At 66.7% G+C, this 17019-nt stretch carries 16 protein-coding genes and 1 pseudogene; 14 read left to right on the top strand and 3 right to left on the bottom strand.

The window, feature by feature from the left end:
• The first annotated feature begins 1 nt into the window (after nt 1).
• From ACK1VC_RS13285 to ACK1VC_RS13225, 13 genes are all read left to right on the top strand, one after another.
• On the top strand, nt 2-412 hold the full coding sequence (locus tag ACK1VC_RS13285; protein ID WP_003821108.1) for a TIGR03750 family conjugal transfer protein: 411 nt from the start codon (nt 2-4) through the stop codon (nt 410-412).
• Nucleotides 409-1101 carry a PFL_4703 family integrating conjugative element protein gene (locus ACK1VC_RS13280; RefSeq protein WP_012614071.1) on the top strand — a complete coding sequence of 231 codons (693 nt, stop codon included), beginning with the start codon at nt 409-411 and terminating at the stop codon, nt 1099-1101. The genes ACK1VC_RS13285 and ACK1VC_RS13280 overlap by 4 nt, the downstream gene beginning before the upstream one ends.
• Nucleotides 1098-2009: a TIGR03749 family integrating conjugative element protein gene (locus ACK1VC_RS13275; RefSeq protein ID WP_004350604.1), complete on the top strand. Its 912-nt coding sequence runs from the start codon at nt 1098-1100 to the stop codon at nt 2007-2009. The genes ACK1VC_RS13280 and ACK1VC_RS13275 overlap by 4 nt, the downstream gene beginning before the upstream one ends.
• On the top strand, nt 1999-3417 hold the full coding sequence (locus ACK1VC_RS13270; protein ID WP_004350605.1) for a TIGR03752 family integrating conjugative element protein: 1419 nt from the start codon (nt 1999-2001) through the stop codon (nt 3415-3417). The genes ACK1VC_RS13275 and ACK1VC_RS13270 overlap by 11 nt, the downstream gene beginning before the upstream one ends.
• Nucleotides 3398-3838, top strand: coding sequence for a TIGR03751 family conjugal transfer lipoprotein (locus tag ACK1VC_RS13265; protein ID WP_003149753.1), 441 nt, complete (start codon nt 3398-3400; stop codon nt 3836-3838). The genes ACK1VC_RS13270 and ACK1VC_RS13265 overlap by 20 nt, the downstream gene beginning before the upstream one ends.
• Nucleotides 3838-6723 (top strand): conjugative transfer ATPase, encoded by a 2886-nt coding sequence (locus tag ACK1VC_RS13260; RefSeq protein ID WP_012614070.1) that lies wholly within the window; start codon nt 3838-3840, stop codon nt 6721-6723. Before ACK1VC_RS13265 ends, ACK1VC_RS13260 begins: the two co-directional genes overlap by 1 nt.
• Nucleotides 6724-6736: 13 nt before the next feature.
• A complete protein-coding gene (locus ACK1VC_RS13255; protein ID WP_012614069.1) occupies nt 6737-7522 on the top strand; it encodes a DsbA family protein in 786 nt (261 codons plus the stop codon).
• Between the two features lie 182 nt (nt 7523-7704).
• Nucleotides 7705-8199 (top strand): JAB domain-containing protein, encoded by a 495-nt coding sequence (locus ACK1VC_RS13250; protein ID WP_003821118.1) that lies wholly within the window; start codon nt 7705-7707, stop codon nt 8197-8199.
• A gap of 162 nt (nt 8200-8361) precedes the next feature.
• Nucleotides 8362-8808, top strand: a complete 447-nt coding sequence (locus ACK1VC_RS13245) for a TIGR03757 family integrating conjugative element protein (RefSeq protein WP_003821119.1) — start codon at nt 8362-8364, stop codon at nt 8806-8808.
• Nucleotides 8809-8825: 17 nt separating this feature from the next.
• Entirely contained in the window at nt 8826-9752 is a 927-nt protein-coding gene (locus ACK1VC_RS13240; protein ID WP_205301664.1) for a TIGR03756 family integrating conjugative element protein, read from the top strand.
• Nucleotides 9753-9761: 9 nt separating this feature from the next.
• A complete protein-coding gene (locus tag ACK1VC_RS13235; protein WP_122048404.1) occupies nt 9762-11159 on the top strand; it encodes an integrating conjugative element protein in 1398 nt (465 codons plus the stop codon).
• Nucleotides 11156-11527, top strand: a complete 372-nt coding sequence (locus ACK1VC_RS13230; RefSeq protein ID WP_003821125.1) for a hypothetical protein — start codon at nt 11156-11158, stop codon at nt 11525-11527. The genes ACK1VC_RS13235 and ACK1VC_RS13230 overlap by 4 nt, the downstream gene beginning before the upstream one ends.
• Nucleotides 11528-11542: 15 nt before the next feature.
• Complete coding sequence (locus ACK1VC_RS13225; protein ID WP_003821126.1) at nt 11543-13063, top strand: conjugal transfer protein TraG N-terminal domain-containing protein; 1521 nt, start codon at nt 11543-11545, stop codon at nt 13061-13063.
• Nucleotides 13064-13074: 11 nt separating this feature from the next.
• Here the strand turns inward: ACK1VC_RS13225 and ACK1VC_RS13220 are convergent, their stop codons facing one another.
• The 3 genes and pseudogenes from ACK1VC_RS13220 to ACK1VC_RS13210 all read right to left on the bottom strand — a co-directional run bounded on the left by ACK1VC_RS13220 (nt 13075) and on the right by ACK1VC_RS13210 (nt 14797).
• Nucleotides 13075-13440, bottom strand: a complete 366-nt coding sequence (locus ACK1VC_RS13220) for a DUF3742 family protein (protein WP_003821127.1) — start codon at nt 13438-13440, stop codon at nt 13075-13077.
• An 84-nt stretch (nt 13441-13524) separates the two neighbouring features.
• Nucleotides 13525-14158, bottom strand: a pseudogene (locus ACK1VC_RS13215) (RES family NAD+ phosphorylase).
• A 12-nt stretch (nt 14159-14170) separates the two neighbouring features.
• Nucleotides 14171-14797, bottom strand: coding sequence for an integrase (locus tag ACK1VC_RS13210; protein WP_003821129.1), 627 nt, complete (start codon nt 14795-14797; stop codon nt 14171-14173).
• Between the two features lie 316 nt (nt 14798-15113).
• Here ACK1VC_RS13210 and mobH point away from each other — a divergent pair, with 316 nt between their 5' ends.
• Entirely contained in the window at nt 15114-16985 is a 1872-nt protein-coding gene (gene mobH, locus ACK1VC_RS13205) for a MobH family relaxase (protein WP_003821130.1), read from the top strand.
• Nucleotides 16986-17019: the final 34 nt, after the last annotated feature.

Here is a 17019-nt window from a genome sequence, read left to right as displayed (position 1 = left end):
TATGTCCGAGCAGCAGCACGTCCGTGCGGACGGGACGGTCACGTTCCTTCCGCATCGGCTCAACCGCCACCCTGTTGTCGTGCGCGGCCTCACCGCCGACGAACTGTGGATCTGCTGCGGCCTGTCCGGCGCCGCCGGCCTGCTGGTCGGCGCGCCGCTGTCCTGGGTGTTCCGCACGATCGCCATCGCGCCGACGTTCGTCGTCCTGGGCGTGGCCCTGGGCGTCTTCATCGGCGGCGGCATCCTGCGCCGGCTCAAGCGCGGGCGCCCCGACACCTGGCTGTACCGGCAACTGCAATGGCGCATCGCCACGCGCCATCCACTGATGGCGGGATGGGTAGGCGGCCACGTGCTGATCTCGCGCTCCGGCTTCTGGTCCACCCGAAGGTCCGTTGCAAGGGGGGCACGATGAGCCGCTTCAAGAACGAGATCACCCACCTGCAGGCGCACATCAAGACCTTGCGCCTGGGCGCGGGCGCGCTGGTCATTGTCGCCCTGGTCATGGGCGGCGGCTGGTGGAGCGCGCCGCGCGACCTGACCATCCACGTCCCGCCCGACCTGCGCTCTGGCAGTACCCGCAAGTGGTGGGAAGTGCCGCCCGAATCGGTCTATGCGTTCACGTTCTACGTGTTCCAGACGCTGAACCGCTGGCCGACCAATGGCGAAGAAGACTACTCGCGCAACCTCCACACGCTCTCGCCGTACCTCACCCCGTCCTGCCAGGCCTTCCTTCGCGCGGACTACGACTACCGCCGCTCCACCGGCGAGCTACGCCAGCGCGTGCGCGGCATCTACGAGATTCCCGGCCGCGGCTATGGCGACGACCCCACGGCGCGCGTGCGCACCGTGTCCGATCGCGACTGGGTGGTGACGCTGGACATCACGGCGGACGAGTACTACGGCGCCGAGCAGGTCAAGCGCGCCCTGGTGCGTTATCCGATCAAGGTCACGCGGGTGGACGTCGATCCCGCCCGCAACCCGTTCGGCCTGGCGCTGGACTGCTACGAAGGCGCGCCCCAGCGCATCAGTGCACCGGAGCCGGCGCGCCCGGCGTCGAGTGGCCTGTCTCCGCAAGCGCCTCAAGGAGGAAACACCCCATGAAGCATCCTGTACTCGCGCTGCTGGGGCTACTGGCCGTGGCCGCGGCACCCGTCGCCCAGGCGGTGGAGATCCTGCGTTGGGAACGCATGCCACTGGCAGTGCCGCTGAAGGTCGGTCAGGAACGCATCGTGTTCATCGACCGGAACGTGCGCGTGGGCGTGCCCGCGGGCGTGGGCGAACGCCTGCGCGTGCAGAGTGCGGGTGGCGCGGTGTACCTGCGCGCCAGCGAGCCGATCGAGCCCACGCGGTTGCAACTGCAGGACGCCGACACGGGCGCGCTGATCCTGCTGGACATCGCAGCCGAACCGCCCAAGGACGGGGAAGCCGAGCTGGAGCCGGTGCGCATCGTCGAGGGTGACAGCGCACCGGGACGCTATGGCGAGCAGGCCGACAGTGCCGAGGCCCCGGCACGCGCCCAGGGCCAGGCAGGTGCGCGGACCGCGCGGCGCGAAACTCCGGTCCCTGTCGTGCTGACGCGCTTCGCCGCGCAGAACCTCTACGCACCGCTGCGCACCGTCGAGCCGCTTCCGGGCGTCATGCGGGTCAACCTGCCCCGCGACCTCGACCTGGACACACTGATGCCAACGCTGCCGGTGCGCGCGGTCGCGCTCGCGTCGTGGCGCCTGGAAGACCAATGGGTGACTGCCGTGCGCCTTACCAACACCGGCGCCGACTGGGTCGCGCTCGACCCGCGCGTGCTGCAAGGCGATTTCCTCACCGCCACCTTCCAGCACGAGGCGCTGGGCCCGCGCGGCACGCCCGAGGACACGACCGTCCTCTACCTGGTCACGGGCGGCCGCGGCCTCGCGCAGTCGCTGCTGCCGGCGATTCACCGCTTCGACCCTGCCGTGCATCTGCCGCAGCCGGACGGCGACGAGAACGCCAAGGAGGCCCGCCATGCGCAGTAACGGCCTGCTCAAGTGGCTGATGATCCCTGTCGCCATCCTGGTGCTGTTCGTCGGTATCCGGCTGTTCTCGGGTGGAGGCAGCACGGCGCCACCCGCGGCGGACAACGGCGCCCAGCTCACGCCCGAGGAAATGAAGGCGCTGGGCATCGAAGGCGACACCCCGCGCGACACCGTGGCGACGCTCGTTGCCCAAGTGAAGCAGTTGCGCACCGAGCTTCAGACCGCGCTCTCGGACAACAAGTCGCAGCGTGAAGAGAACCAGCGACTGCGCCAGCGCGAGAACTCCATCGACCAGCGCATCAACTCGGCGCTCGAATCCGAGCGGTCCAACCTGCGCCGCGACCAGGAGCAGGCGGCCAGCGCGCGCCAGCAGACCGAAGGGCTGCTCGCCGACCTGCAGCGGCGCCTGGACAGCATCGGCGGGCGCGGCGGCGGCCATGCGGACCTGCCCGTGGGCCTGGGGCTGCAGGGCGGCGACGAGGCCGGCATGGAGGGCGGCGTGCGGTGGGTCGAGCCGGACGACGCAAAGCCCGCCGAGGGGCGCAACGGCGGTCGTGGCGCGAGCGGCGGAATGAGCTTCCCCACGAGCTTCGGCCCGGCGCAGAGCACGCTCGAAACCACCGCGGAAACCGTGGCCAACGCGGGCGCCCGCGCCTCTGGGGTCAAGAGTGCCAAGCCGGTCTATACCGTGCCGACCAACTCCACGCTCATGGGTTCGGTCGCCATGACCGCGCTGATCGGCCGCGTGCCGATCGACGGCACGGTCAACGATCCCTATCCGTTCAAAGTCCTGGTCGGGCCGGACAACCTGACCGCCAATGGCATCGACATTCCCGACGTGGCCGGCGCCGTGTTCAGCGGCACCGCATCGGGCGACTGGACGCTTTCGTGCGTGCGCGGCCAGGTGCGCAGCATCACGTTCGTCTTCAACGACGGCACGATCCGCACGATCCCCGAAGACCGCGAGGGCAACCAGCAGAACAACCAGCAACGCGACGGCTTGGGCTGGATCAGCGACCCGCACGGCATCCCCTGCGTCAGCGGCGAGCGGCGCAGCAACGCCCAGCAGTACCTCGGCTCGCAGGCCCTGATCACCGCGGCCGGTGCCGGCGTGGCCTCGCTCATCGAGAGCGACAGCGGCCGCATGTCCTATGTCGGCTCGGACGGCTCCATCGGCACCGTGGGCATCACCGGCCAGGAAGCGGTCGGCCAGATTCTCGCGGGCGGTGTCCGGGACATGTCGGCCTGGGTCAACAAGCTCTACGGCCAGGCGTTCGCCGCCGTCTATGTGCAGCCCGGCGCCAAGGTCGCCGTCCACCTCGAAAAACCGCTCGCCATCGACTTCGATCCCGAAGGCCGCAAGGTCGATCACCGCGCAGGAGAAAGCCATGCTCTCGAACTCGATTAAGGGCCTGGTGCTGGCCCTCGCCGTCGCGGTGCTCGGCGGCTGCGCCACCAGCAAGGAAAAGCTGCTGACCCACGGTGACCGCACGATGATGGACATCTGGCAGCAGGAGGCCGGCGACGGCGGTGGCGCAGCCGGACGGAACGCCGGCCGCCAGCTGCTCGATGCGCGCCAGAGCCTGCGTCGGCCCCTGACCGACGCCGACGTGCAGGCCGCACCTGTCGAGCAGATGCGCTACACGCGCACCGCGCGCAATGAGGTCCACCGCCAGTTCCAGCGCCTGCCCAATCCCGATCTCGTGATGTACGTGTACCCGCATCTGGCCGGCACCGATCCCGTGCCGGTGCCCGGCTACACGACCGTCTTCCCGCTCTACCAGCGCATCCAGTACGCGATGCCGGGCGAGCGCGTGGAGGACTACTGATGCGGTGGAAACTCCCATGGCCGAAGCTGGCCGGCGCCGGCTCCAGTAGCCCGGCTAGCGATGAGCAGCCGGACAGCTGGCAGCGCCACGTCGAGGCCTTGCGCCAGGCCGGCATCCCCGAACCCGGTTCGGCAGTCCACGGCCGCAAGCCAGCGACCGTGGCCGACGAGCAGGCGCTGTACGACGTTGCGCCGTCCTTCGTGGAACTGCTGCCCTGGGTGGAGTTCTTGCCCGGGTCGAAATCGATGCTCCTGGAGGATGGCCAATCGGTGGCGGCGTTCTACGAACTGGTGCCGCTGGGCACCGAAGGCCGGGAACCCGGCTGGCTCGCGCATGCCCGCGACGCCCTGGAAAACGCGCTTCAGGACAGTTTCGATGAACTGGACGAGAACCCGTGGGTGCTCCAGCTCTATGCCCAGGACGAACCGAGCTTCGACCAGTACATGCAGACCTTGCGCGATTACGTGCAGCCACGTGCGCGCGGCTCGGCGTTCACCGAGTTCTACTTGCGCTTCTTCGGCCACCACCTGCGCGCTGTGGCCAAGCCCGGCGGCCTGTTCGAGGACACGGTGGTCACGCGGCTGCGCTGGCGCGGCCAGACGCGGCGGGTGCGCATGGTGATCTATCGCCGTGCAACTGGGCAGGCAAGCCGCCGCGGCCAGACGCCCGAGCAGATGCTGAACATCGTCTGCGACCGCCTGTGCGGCGGCCTGGCGAACGCCGGCATCCAGGCACGGCGCATGGTCGCAGCCGACGTCCACGACTGGCTGCTGCGGTGGTTCAATCCGCGCCCGGCGATGCTTGGACCGAGTGCAGAGGACCGGGAGCGCTTCTACGCGCTGGCGCGCTACCCCGACAGCACCGAAGAAAGCGAGGCCGGCGAAATCGAGCTGGCGAGCGGGCGGGATTTCAGCCAGCGGCTGTTCTTCGGCCAGCCACGCTCCGACGTGGAGCACGGCACCTGGTATTTCGACGGCATGCCGCACCGCGTGCTGATCACCGACCGGCTGCGCATGCCGCCCGGCACCGGACACCTGACCGGCGAGACCCGCAAAGGGGATGCCATCAACACGCTGTTCGACCAGATGCCGGAAGACACCTTGCTGTGTCTCACGATGGTCGCCACGCCGCAGGATGTCCTGGAAGCGGATCTCAACCACCTGGCGAAGAAGGCCGTGGGCGAGACGCTGGCGTCGGAGCAGACGTTGAAGGACGTGCAGGAAGCCCGCTCCCTCATCGGCAGCGCACACAAGCTCTACCGGGGGACGCTGGCATTCTACCTGCGCGGACGCGACGAAGCGGAACTGGACCGGCGCGGCCTGGACCTGGCGAACGTGATGCTCAATGCTGGCTTGCAGCCGGTGCGCGAGGACGACGAGGTGGCGCCGCTCAACAGCTACTTGCGGTGGCTGCCATGCTGCTACAACCCCGGCCAGGATCGGCGCAAGTGGTACACCCAACTGATGTTCGCTCAGCACGCGGCGAACCTGTCGCCGGTGTGGGGCCGCGCTCAAGGTACGGGGCACCCGGGCATCACGATGTTCAACCGCGGTGGCGGGCCGATCACCTTCGACCCGCTCAGCCGCCTGGATCGGCAGATGAACGCCCATCTGTTCCTGTTCGGCCCCACCGGCTCCGGCAAGAGCGCCACGCTCAACAACCTCTTGAATCAGGTCACGGCCATCTACCGACCGCGGCTGTTCATCGTGGAGGCTGGCAACAGCTTCGGCCTGTTCAGCGACTTCGCACGCATGCTCGGGCTGACGGTAAACCGGGTCAAGCTGGCCCCAGGTTCGGGCATCAGCCTCGCGCCATTCGCAGACGCGCGTCGGCTGATCGAGACGCCCAGCGACGTGCAGACGCTCGACGCCGACGCGCTGGATGAAGACCCGCCACCAGATGCCTCGGCCATGGAGGCGGACGAGCAGCGCGACGTGCTCGGCGAACTGGAGATCACGGCGCGGCTGATGATCACGGGCGGAGAGGACAAGGAGGAAGCCCGGATGACGCGGGCTGACCGCTCGCTGATCCGTCAGTGCATCCTCGACGCCGCCGAGCACTGCGTGGCCGACAAACGCACGGTGCTTACGCGCGACGTGCGCAACGCGTTGCGCGCCCGCGGCCAGGACCCGACGCTGCCCGAAATGCGCCGCGTGCGGCTGCTGGAGATGGCGGATGCGATGGACATGTTCTGTCAAGGCACGGACGGCGAAATGTTCGACCGCGACGGCACGCCGTGGCCCGAAGCCGACATCACCTTGGTTGACCTCGCGACATACGCCCGCGAGGGCTACAACGCGCAGCTCTCCATCGCTTACATCAGCCTGATCAGCACGGTGAACAACATCGCCGAGCGCGACCAATACCTGGGACGCCCGATCATCAACGTCACCGACGAAGGCCACATCATCACGAAGAACCCGCTGCTCGCGCCCTACGTCGTGAAAATTACAAAGATGTGGAGGAAATTGGGGGCCTGGTTCTGGCTCGCGACGCAGAACATCGACGACCTGCCGCGCGCCGCGGAGCCCATGCTCAACATGATCGAGTGGTGGATCTGTCTCAGCATGCCGCCCGATGAAGTTGAGAAGATCGCGCGGTTCCGCGAACTCTCGCCCGCGCAGAAGGCGCTGATGCTTTCGGCGCGCAAGGAAGCGGGGAAATTCACCGAAGGCGTCATCCTCTCCAAGAGCATGGAAGTGCTGTTCCGCGCCGTGCCGCCGTCCCTGTACCTCGCCCTCGCGCAGACAGAACCCGAGGAGAAGGCCGAACGCTACCAGCTCATGCAGCAGTACGGCTGCACCGAACTGGAAGCGGCTTTCAAGGTGGCCGAGAAGATCGACCAGGCCCGCGGCATCGAGTCGCCGGCCCTGGAACTGTCGTAAACCGGAGAACGCCATGGAACAGAAACGTCCTTCCATTCCGATGCAGGTCCAGGCGTTCCGCCGTCGCCGCTGGCGGCCTCGCTGGCCCTGGGTATTGGCTGCTGCGCTGGTCGCGCTGCTGCTGATCTGGCTGGTGTCCCGGACGCCCGGCGAATCCTCAGCGCCGTCGCGCGCGCCGGTCAGCACGGCGCAGGTCGCTGGGCCACCCTGGCAGATGGGCAACCCGGAAGGCCGTTTCACGCTGACGCTCTATGCCGACCTGGAATGCCCGTTCTGCCGGGAGTATTTCCCGCAGCTCAAGCGCTGGGTCGGCAACAACACCGACGTGGCGCTGCAATGGCATCACCAGCCGCTGGCCGCGCACGAGCCTGCCGCGTCGGCCGAGGCACGTCTGGCCGAGTGCGCCGCCGAAGCGGGCGGGCATGCGGCGTTCTGGCAGGCGGTCGAATGGGTCTATGCCCACACGCGCAGCGACGGCCAGGGCTTGCCCGATGGCTTGCGTTACCCCGAAACAACGTCAGCCATCGAACAGTGCATGGCTAGCGAGCGCCCCAACGTGGCCATCCGCGCGCAGGCCGCGGAAGCCACCAAGAGCGGCGTGACCGCCACGCCGTCGCTGCGACTGCTCGATCGCCAGACGGGCCAGGCCATCCTGTTGCAGGGGCCGATCGAGGGCGATGCCTTGCTCTCGGCCATGGACCTGCTGGCGGCCGGGGAAATGGCCAGCGACGCGCCGGGTTCGCCCGCCACCCCCACATCCGAAATGCCTGCCGACGTTGTCGGCGACATGCCCAGGTAGCCCTCGGTCTTGAAGGCTACGGCGCGGCTCGCCGCGCTGACCGCTACCCGTTCGCTTTCGCATCCTGGCCGCGAACAATCACCGCCGCGCGGTGATGGATGCACCTTGTTCCGCTGTTTCCATCCCCAGGAGGGCTTGCCCTCCCAGGGTGGCGCCCTCCGCTCACTTTCTGGAGGTCCGCCATGTCTCTCGTCGCCAACGACTCCTGCGTGGAGCCACGTTTTGCCCCCATGTCCCAATCCGATGACTGGATCATCCGGCAAGCCATCGCGCTGCTGGAGCAGCGGGTCTTCAAGAAGGGGCCATCCCTGGAGAGGCCTGCCGCCGTCAAGGACTACCTGCGCCTGAAACTGGCCGCCGAGCCCAATGAAGTCTTCGCCATCGTGTTCCTCAACAGCATGCACGAGGTGCTGGCCTACGAGCCGATGTTCAGAGGCACGATCCATTCGACCTCGGTGCATGCGCGTCCGATCGTGCAGCGTGCCTTGGAACTGAATGCGGCAGCGGTCATTTTTTCTCACCAACACCCTTCGGGCTGCACGGAGCCGTCGAGCGCGGACCGTGCGTTGACCCAAACGCTGAGGGCCGCGTTGTCGCTGATCGACGTGAGGGTGCTGGATCACCTCATCGTCGGCCAGGGCACGCCGTACTCGTTCGCGGAATCCGGCCTGCTGTAGCGACGGCATCGGCTCCCTGATCCACGCGGAGGCTTCGGCCTCCGCTTTTTCATGGGCGCGAGACAAGCAGGTATGCGGGCAGTGCGCGATGCGCATTGTTTGTTGGGGCCGCGTCGGCTTCGCGTTTGACTACTGCTCTGATCAACTTCAAGGGCACGCGACATGACAGCATCCCTTTCCAGGTTCGCGCCGGGCTGGCGAACCCTCGGCCGGGCCGTGGCGCTGCCGGCAGCCCTGGCCGTTTTCAGCCCGGCCACCTTCGCCGCCGACGTGGTGGTCGTCACCGACAGCCGCCACCCGGTCAAGACCATGGGCGGCGAGCGGCTGATCGAGCTGGACGAAGCCCACAGGATTGAAGCGGAGCTTTCCGCGGGACTGCCCACCGACCCCGAACAGGCGACGGCCATCGTCAAGCGCCGGCTGAATGGCGGCGGTGCCGATCTGCAGCGACGCATCGCTTCCGCATACCAAGGCGTTACCGACGCATGGAGCCTCGGCATCACCAGCCTCCCGGCCGTGGTGGTGGACAGGCGCTATGTGGTCTATGGCGAGCCGGATGTGGCTCGCGCTGTCGCGCGCATCGAGCAGCACCGGAGGACCCAGCCGTGACCCGACCATTCGACCTGATGCGCCGCCTGCGCGCTGGCGTGGCTTCGTTGCTGCTGCTCAGCGCCACGGGCAGCTACGCCCTCAATACAGCGACCATCATCGGCTCGGTGGCATCGCCCGATTGCCTCGAATACCGCGTCGTCGGCATCTGCTACTGGCTCTACTGCACATGGACGGGCTGCACCGTGCGCACGTCGATCAAGGTGCGCCACTACATCCCCGATGCAGTGGTGTCGTCGTACTCGAATACCGGAGAAAACCCCTGGGTCGAAGTCCAGGCAATGAGCACGCCCAACCCGTCCGCCCAAGCTGGCGGCGACGGAACGACGAACGAGGATCACGAAAACAGCCTCGCCAAATTCAAGAACGCGGATGTCATCGGTCACCCCGGCGCAGAGGTGTTCAACCAGTTCGTCTCTTCGTCAGGCTACTTCTGTGAGGGCGCGGGCACGGCGTTTATGCCGTACTTGCTCAGCACCCTGGATACGCTGGCCTGGCGCTACAACGTGCCCGAGATGGCCTACCCGGAAGCGCTGATTCCGGGCCGGCGCGAAGTCGGTGCCCGTACCACGATGAATCTCTGGGGCAACGTGTATCCCCGTGGCGGCTTCCTGCACCAGACCGACGACTTCAAGGCCGGCGCAGTGGTGGCCCAGCGTGCGGGCGATGTGGTCACGCGCCGCGGGCAGATCCACGTCTATCAGCCGTTGCTTGCCAACTCCCGTGACGGCTACTGGCCGGCCGGCGCGCTGATGGAGGGCGATGCCTCGACCGGCAAGTGGCAAGAACTCACGCCCGTCCTGTCCTCGTCCTGCACGGTCTTCCCGCGCAGCGGCTTCCTTACCCAGGCCCAGCAAGGCGACTACGCATGGGCGCTGTGGCGGCCGTATGCCTGCTGCGAGCGCCGGGGCCAGGTGTTCCTGGGCAGCGTCGATTTCCTCTGAGGGGGTGCCATGAAGTTCCGTCCTGCATTCAATCCGTTCTCCCGCCGGGTACGTCGCACGGAGATCGTCCTGGCACTGGCCGGCGCGCTCGCGCTGGGCAGCGGCGTGGCCTGGGGTCAACTGGGATACCAGACCAGCGGCAGCGTCATCGGCGATGACGTCATGTACTCGATCGGTGGCGGCAACGCCGTGTCGATGGGACGTGCAGCCGGCATGCGCTCCATCGGTGTCGGCGTGGGTTGGAACAGCAACTTGATCTGCGGCGACATGAGCATCCAGACCACGTTGAAGAACCAACTTAACGGCATTACCAACGGCTTCCAGCAAATCATGTCGTCGGTGATCCAGAGTGCCACCAGTGCGGTGGCATCGTTGCCCGCACTGATCATCCAGCGGGCCGATCCCGGTCTGTACAACCTGCTCACCAATGGCGTGCTGCAGGCGCGGCTGGATTTCGACCGCAGCAAGCTGACGTGCCGTGCCATGGCCGAGAAGATGGCCGAAACGGCGGGCGGCCAACTCGGCTGGAGCCAGATGGCCGAAGGGCTGGCGCTGCGCGATGCCGTGTCGAGCACGGATGCGGTCTCGGCCATCGAGCAGGCCGAGACGCGCCGCGGCAATGACGGCGTGCCGTGGGTCGGGGGCAGCAACGCGGGCGGCTCCGGCCAGCCCGCGATCAAGGTCGTCGGCGATGTCACCCGCGCTGGCTACAACCTGGTCAACGGCCGCGGCGTGACCGACACCTCGTCCATTGCGCCGGCCAGTTGCAGCAGTCTCTCGTGCCAGACCTGGACCTCGCCGCAGGCTGCCGTCGAGTGGGCCACGCGCGTGCTCGGCGAGAAGGAGCAGCGCACGTGCGATACCTGCACCAAGACCGAGACGACGCCGGGCGTCGGGCTCACGCCGCTGATCCAGGAGGAGTACGACGCCAAGCTGCAGGCGCTCCAGGACCTGGTAACCAAGGCCAAGAACACGACGCCGGAGAACCTGCGCGAAGCTGGCAGTGCGTCGCTGCCGATCACGCGCGGCGTGATCGAGGCGCTGCGCGACGAGCCCGACCAGCACCTGCTGTCGCAGCGCCTCGCGTCCGAGGTCGCGCTGGCATCCGTGCTGGAGAAAGCGCTGCTGCTGCAGCGCACGCTGCTCACGGGCAAGAAGGAGCCCAACGTCGCGGCGAACGAACTTGCCGTGGAGGCGGTGAACCACGAGAGCGACACGCTCGACCGTGAGATTCGCAACCTCAAGACCGAACTGGAGCTGCGGCGCGAACTGGCGAACAACTCGCCCATGGCGATCATCCAGCGCCACGGCGCGCGCGCGGCCGGTTCGCGCGGCATCTACGAGGGCGATCCTGTGCCGGACCGTCTCGACCAGCTCCAGAAGGGCAATCCGGGGAGTCGGCCATGAGCCCGGCGCGCATGGCCTGGCGGCCGCTGCGCTGGTTGTTCAGCCGGCGCGCGGCGAAGACGCTGCTGTGGCTGGTGCTTATCGTTGCCGCCGCAGTGGGGGCGAACGTCGCGGGCATCAACCTGGTCGGCAGCGTTGCAGGCTGGGAACGGTGGCTGGCGGCCTCCGCAGGGTATTTCTTCATCTGGCGGCTGTGCGTGTACGCGGCAACGGCCTATGGATGGTTCTGGATGCGCCGCCGGGTGCTGGCCCGCGAAGACCAAAGCGGGACAGATGGGCAGGCGCGGCGCCGGCTGATCCGTACCGAGGTCGCCGGCGTCGTCGCCATCGTCGCGCTGGAAGCCAGCCTGTTGATGCAGGCCGCTTGAGGGGAGATCGGGGCCATGACGCTCTTCACGACCGACTATCTGGAGTACTACCTCACCCTCGTGTCCTGGATCGTCAACAACGGTATCTGGGCCGTGCTGGTGTCCAGCGGGGTGTTCGCGCTGCCTTTCGTCGCCATCGTCGTGCAGGAGTGGCTGAAGGCCCGCGCGGAAGGCGCTGACGAGGGCAACAAAGGCGTTCTGAGTGCCGCCCGTATCGAGAACCGGGTGTTCGTCGCGATCGTGGTGGTGATGTTCGCGGGCATTCCGTTCATCGACGTGGACCTCAGCACCATCCAGTACGACAGCTCGCGCTCGGCGCAGTGCCAGGTCAGCGTGCCGCAGCCCACGGAAACCGGCTGGTCGCAGTCCTTCAGCACCATCAACAACCAGTCGGCGAAGGTGCCGGTCTGGTGGGCTTTCATGCACGCGCTCTCGCGCGCCGTCACGAGCGCCTCGGTAGCGGCGATCCCGTGCGGTACGGACCTGCGGCAGATGAGGATGGAGATCGACGCGACCCGCATTGACGACCCGGTACTGGCTCAGGAGGTCGCGGACTTCTCGCGGGATTGCTATGGGCCTGCGCGGGCCAAATTGTTCATGCAGCGCCCGGATCTCGATGAGCAGCAGATGCACGACGTAACCTGGATCGGCTCGCGCTTTTTCACGGACACGGGTGGCTACTACGACAGCTACCGCTCCAGCACGGCGCGCGAGGCATGGCCCTATGACGACACCCGCGATGCAGGCCTCGCGCAGGTTGCCAATGGTGGCGGCTACCCGACCTGCAGGCAGTGGTGGTCAGACGGCAGCAACGGCCTGCGCGCGCGGCTGCTGGGGCAAGTGGACCCGACCCTGCTGAATCGCCTGGCGGGCTGGGCCGGGTTCCTCAGCCGGGCCGAGGTGGACGATTCGGTGATCCGCGCCATCGCGTCACCGCGGCAGCAGAAACTGAACCAGGGCAGCGTCTATACGGACTACGGCGGCCAGATCGACAAGACCCTGCCGAACATCGTGACGCGCGCCACGGGCGACGTGGGGATGGCAGTCGGCGCGATTGCCGCGTTTCCTGCCATGGATGTCGTGCGCCAATCCCTGCCCATGATCCTCGCCTTACTGAAGATGGCGCTGGTCATCTGCATCCCGCTCGTGCTGGTTGTGGGCACCTACGACCTGAAGACGGTCGTCACCGTCAGCGTCGTGCAGTTCGCGCTGTTCTTCACGGACTTCTGGTTCCAGCTCGCACGCTGGATCGATTCAACGATTCTGGACGCGCTTTATGGCTGGGGCTTTGGCTGGAACCGGCCGCACACCAACTTTGACCCGCTGGTAGGGTTGAACAACGCCTTCGGCGACATGCTCCTGATGTTCGTCATGGGCACGATGTTCCTGGTTCTGCCGGGATTCTGGCTGGCGAGCCTTACCTGGGTTGGGATTCGGGCCGGGCACGTCATCCAGGGACTTTCCGATGGCAGCAAGAGCGCCGGCCAAGCTGGCGGCAAGGGTGCCGGGGCGCTCACCGGAGGAAAACTGAAATAGCGCGAGGCCGGTCAGTCGTCGGTGTACAACTCGTGCGACGTGTCGTTGTACAGGTTGGGATCGTAGCCCGGCGTCTTGCGCAGCTCGGTGAGGTCGGTGAAAGGCCACTCGTCCTCATCCGAAGTATTTGCAGCAGCAGCCCATCCCGCCGCCGCAACGCCCAGCATCACGAGTGCAAACCAAAACGCAACGTAGAGCAGCACCCCCAGTACAGCCAGCTTGGCTACCCACACGAGCGCGGTAGCGCCAGCTCGCGGCATGCCCTTGGACACCAACCAGTTCGACGCCCGCCGTTCGCGTCGCGCATAGGCACGCCATCCGCGGCCAAAGGCGCGGCCGAGGCGTTCTGCGGTGCTGGTGCGGGTCGTCGTGTTCATGGTCGTCTCCTGCTGTTGAGGAATGCCTATTCCAGTTTGCTCCACTTCATTCGGTTTGCGGCTTCAATGTGTTTTCTTGCTGCTTCAGGACGCTTCGTCATCCGGCCCCACCGGGCCGGGGTCGGGTTCAACGCCGATGCGGTAGGTAACAACGAAACGCGGCCAGTCCACATGGTCCACCAGGTCGATGTCCTCGATGACGCCAACCTTCGCTCCCGCACGCTCGAACAGGGCGATGCTCTTGGCGGGATAGTTGTTGCGCGACGGATAGAGCACCCCGTCGAACAGCGCCTGGCCATCATCTCCGAGCATCGCATGCACCTGGGCGGACACCCGCTGCGTGTGCGTGTAGTCGCGGCTGGCCAACTGCTCCAGGTTCAGGCCGAAGTAGCCCGCCATGACGCCCTGCGCCGTGAGATCGGCCAGAAACACGTCGTCCATCACGCCTACTGCGCGCACCATCCGGGCTTGGACTTCTTTCAGCGCGATCGAGCGTTGCGTGTCCGCAAGCCACTGGTGCTTGTGAAACACCGACTCCATCAGCGCCGTGGGCAGGTCGCGCCCCAGGTAGAGCACGCCGTAGGCCCCCCGCTGGGTCATCGTAGCGATTCGTGCTGCTGCGGCCATAGTACAGCGGGCTGCCCCGATAGACGACGCGGCTCACATGCTGGAGCAGTTCACCGGCATCGATCAGGAACGAAGGCAGCTCGTGGCTCATGGCGGTCTCGCTTCAATGCACCTGGACGCCCAGCACGTTGAACACGGCCTCGGCCACGTCATCGATCGTGCCATGCGTCACCGCATCCACGGGCGAGCGACCACCCAGGCCTTCGAGGGGTTCGGACAGCGCGCGGTAGATCGTCCAGTGGTCGATGCCCTCGACCTCCTGGAGCACGGTTTGGGTCAACTGCTGCTTCACCGGGTCGAGCTGCCAGTCGGGCAGCTTCTGGCCGCGCGGCCCCACGTTCAGCGCCAGCAGCCGACGGGCGAGGATGTCCTTGTAGATTTGCTGGCGCGACTTGTCCGCCAGCTTGGCGAACTCGGCAGGCGGCAGGTTGTCCGGCTGGTTGAAGGCTTCCAGCAGCAAGGCGCGGCCTCGCTGGACATCGGTTTCAGCCGGTGTCCAGCGCGTGTCGGAGCGCAACGCGGCCGCCTTGCGCTGCAAGGCCTGCGCCACCGTTTCACCTTCCAGGTTGGCGGGCAGCGTCACCGCCTCCACGCGCTCGTGGATGAACGCCTGCAACTCAGCCGCGAACGCCGGTGCATCCCGGATTTCGACGGTATCGGCGAAGCGTCGCACATCCTCCACCGTGACTCGCGGCAGCCGGTCGGCAATGAATTCGATCGCAGTGGGCATGGTCAGCTCCCAGGTAGGTTTGAGACAGGATTCACTCTAGTCTCCTTTGTCGCATTTGTCAACTTAGTCGCCCGGGTGGGAGCCTACCTGGCGGTGTAGCGCCCCGGCAGCATAGGCCGGGGCCCAGCGCCAGGTCGCCGTCTAATCCATTCGTGCGGGTTCCGCATTGACGCTGGAGCCGCAGCCCAGGCCCCGCTATACCGAAACGGTTAAAGGCCAAAGGGTCGAAACGGCAAGGGAATGGGGTGCAAGGGGAAAGGCCCTACCTTGAAAAGGCCAAAAGGCCTCCCGCCCGGCCCGCCATCAGGACACCGACATGCTCTCCCTGTTCCAGCGAAAACGGCCCCCGGTCGCTGCCGCGCCGTCGCCAGCACCCGCCACCGACCTCCCGAAAGGGTTGATGCGGCCGGAGTCGGCCGCATCGTTGCTCGCCACCCCGCGCCGGCAGAAGCTGCTGGAACACATCTGGCAGCGCACCTCGCTTTCGCGCAAGCAGTTCGCCTCCCTGTACCGCGCGCCGCTGGAGCGCTACGCCGAGCTGGTCCAGGCCTTCCCGGCTTCCGAAGCGCATCACCATGCCTACCCGGGCGGCATGCTCGACCATGGCCTCGAAATCGTCGCCTACAGCCTAAAGCTGCGGCAGTCCCATCTGCTGCCCATCGGGGCCAGCCCCGAAGACCAGGCGGCGCAGGCCGAAGCCTGGACTGCGGCCGTCGCCTATGCCGCACTGCTCCATGACATCGGCAAGGTGGCCGTCGATCTGCACGTCGAGCTGGCCGACGGCAGCACCTGGCACCCATGGCACGGCCCGCTGCGCCAACCGTACCGCTTCCGCTACCGCGACGACCGCGAGTACCGGCTTCATAGCGCCGCGACAGGCTTGCTGTACCAGCAATTGCTCAATCGCGATCTGCTGGACTGGCTCAGTGGCTATCCATCCTTGTGGGCGCCGCTGCTCTACGTCTTGGCTGGGCAGTACGAGCACGCCGGGGTTCTGGGCGAGCTTGTCGTGCAGGCCGACCGCGCCTCCGTCGCCCAGGAGCTGGGCGGCGATCCCGCGCGCGCCATGGCCGCGCCCAAGCACTCGCTCCAACGCAAGCTGGTCAACGGGCTGCGCTACCTGCTCAAGGAAGAGCTGAAACTGAACCAGCCGGAGGCCTCCGATGGCTGGCTCACCGAGGACGCGCTGTGGCTGGTGAGCAAGACAGTCTCGGACAAGCTGCGCGCGCACCTGCTGTCCCAGGGGGTCGATGGCATCCCCGCGAACAACACGGCCGTGTTCAACGTGCTACAGGATCATGCCATGTTGCAGCCCACCGCCTCCGGCAAGGCCATCTGGCGCGCAACTATTACCAGTGAGAGTGGCTGGTCCCATGCCTTCACGCTCCTGCGCCTGGCCCCGGCGCTGATCTGGGAGCCCTCGGAGCGACCCAGCCCATTTGCGGGAACCGTGACCGTGGACAACGCCGGCGAGGCCGAGGACGGGCCGCGCCCGTCCGCACCCGACGCTGCATTGCTACCTGGAGCAGCGGTGGCAACGGAGAAGGAGCCCGCAGCAAGCAGCCGTCCAGATCAGTCGGGCGGAAGTCACGCCATACCTCCCAGCACGCAGCGCAATCCGGCCGACCCACTGGAAAGCATGCTGGCGATGTTCGAGACAACGCCTGAGCCGGAGCAGTCCGTCGAAGCCCCGCCAGAGGGTGCCGACGATGCAGCGGTGCCGCTCGACCCTCCCGCATCGGCCCCAGGTCCTTCGGCGCCGACCGCCGCGCCTGCGCCGCACGATTTCGCCTCATTTACCGGGCGGCCATCGGGCGAGCATTTCATGGCCTGGCTGAAACAGGCCGTCCAGACCCGCAAGCTCATCATCAATGACGCCAAGGCCCTGGTACATACCGTGTCCGACACGGTTTACCTGATCAGCCCTGGTGTTTTCCAGCGCTACGCACAAGAGCATCCAACCATTGGGCCGCTTGCGAAGGACGCGGCCCTGCAGGACTGGCAGTGGGTGCAGAAGCGCTTTGAAAAACTCGGACTCCACAGGAAACAGCCATCGGGTCTGAACATCAGGACGTGCGAGGTCATGGGACCGCGCAAAACGCGCCAGGTGCATGGCTATTTGCTCGAAGACCCATCGCACATATTCGATGCCGTTCCACCGAACAATCCTTATCTGTCGCTCAAATAGCCGACTAAGAGGGGAAGTGCCACACGTTCTGTTT

The sequence above is a fragment of the Pseudomonas sp. XP2 genome, from assembly GCF_053557975.1.
Note: the sequence above shows the minus strand (reverse complement) of the source record. Positions and strands in the feature narration are given on the sequence as shown.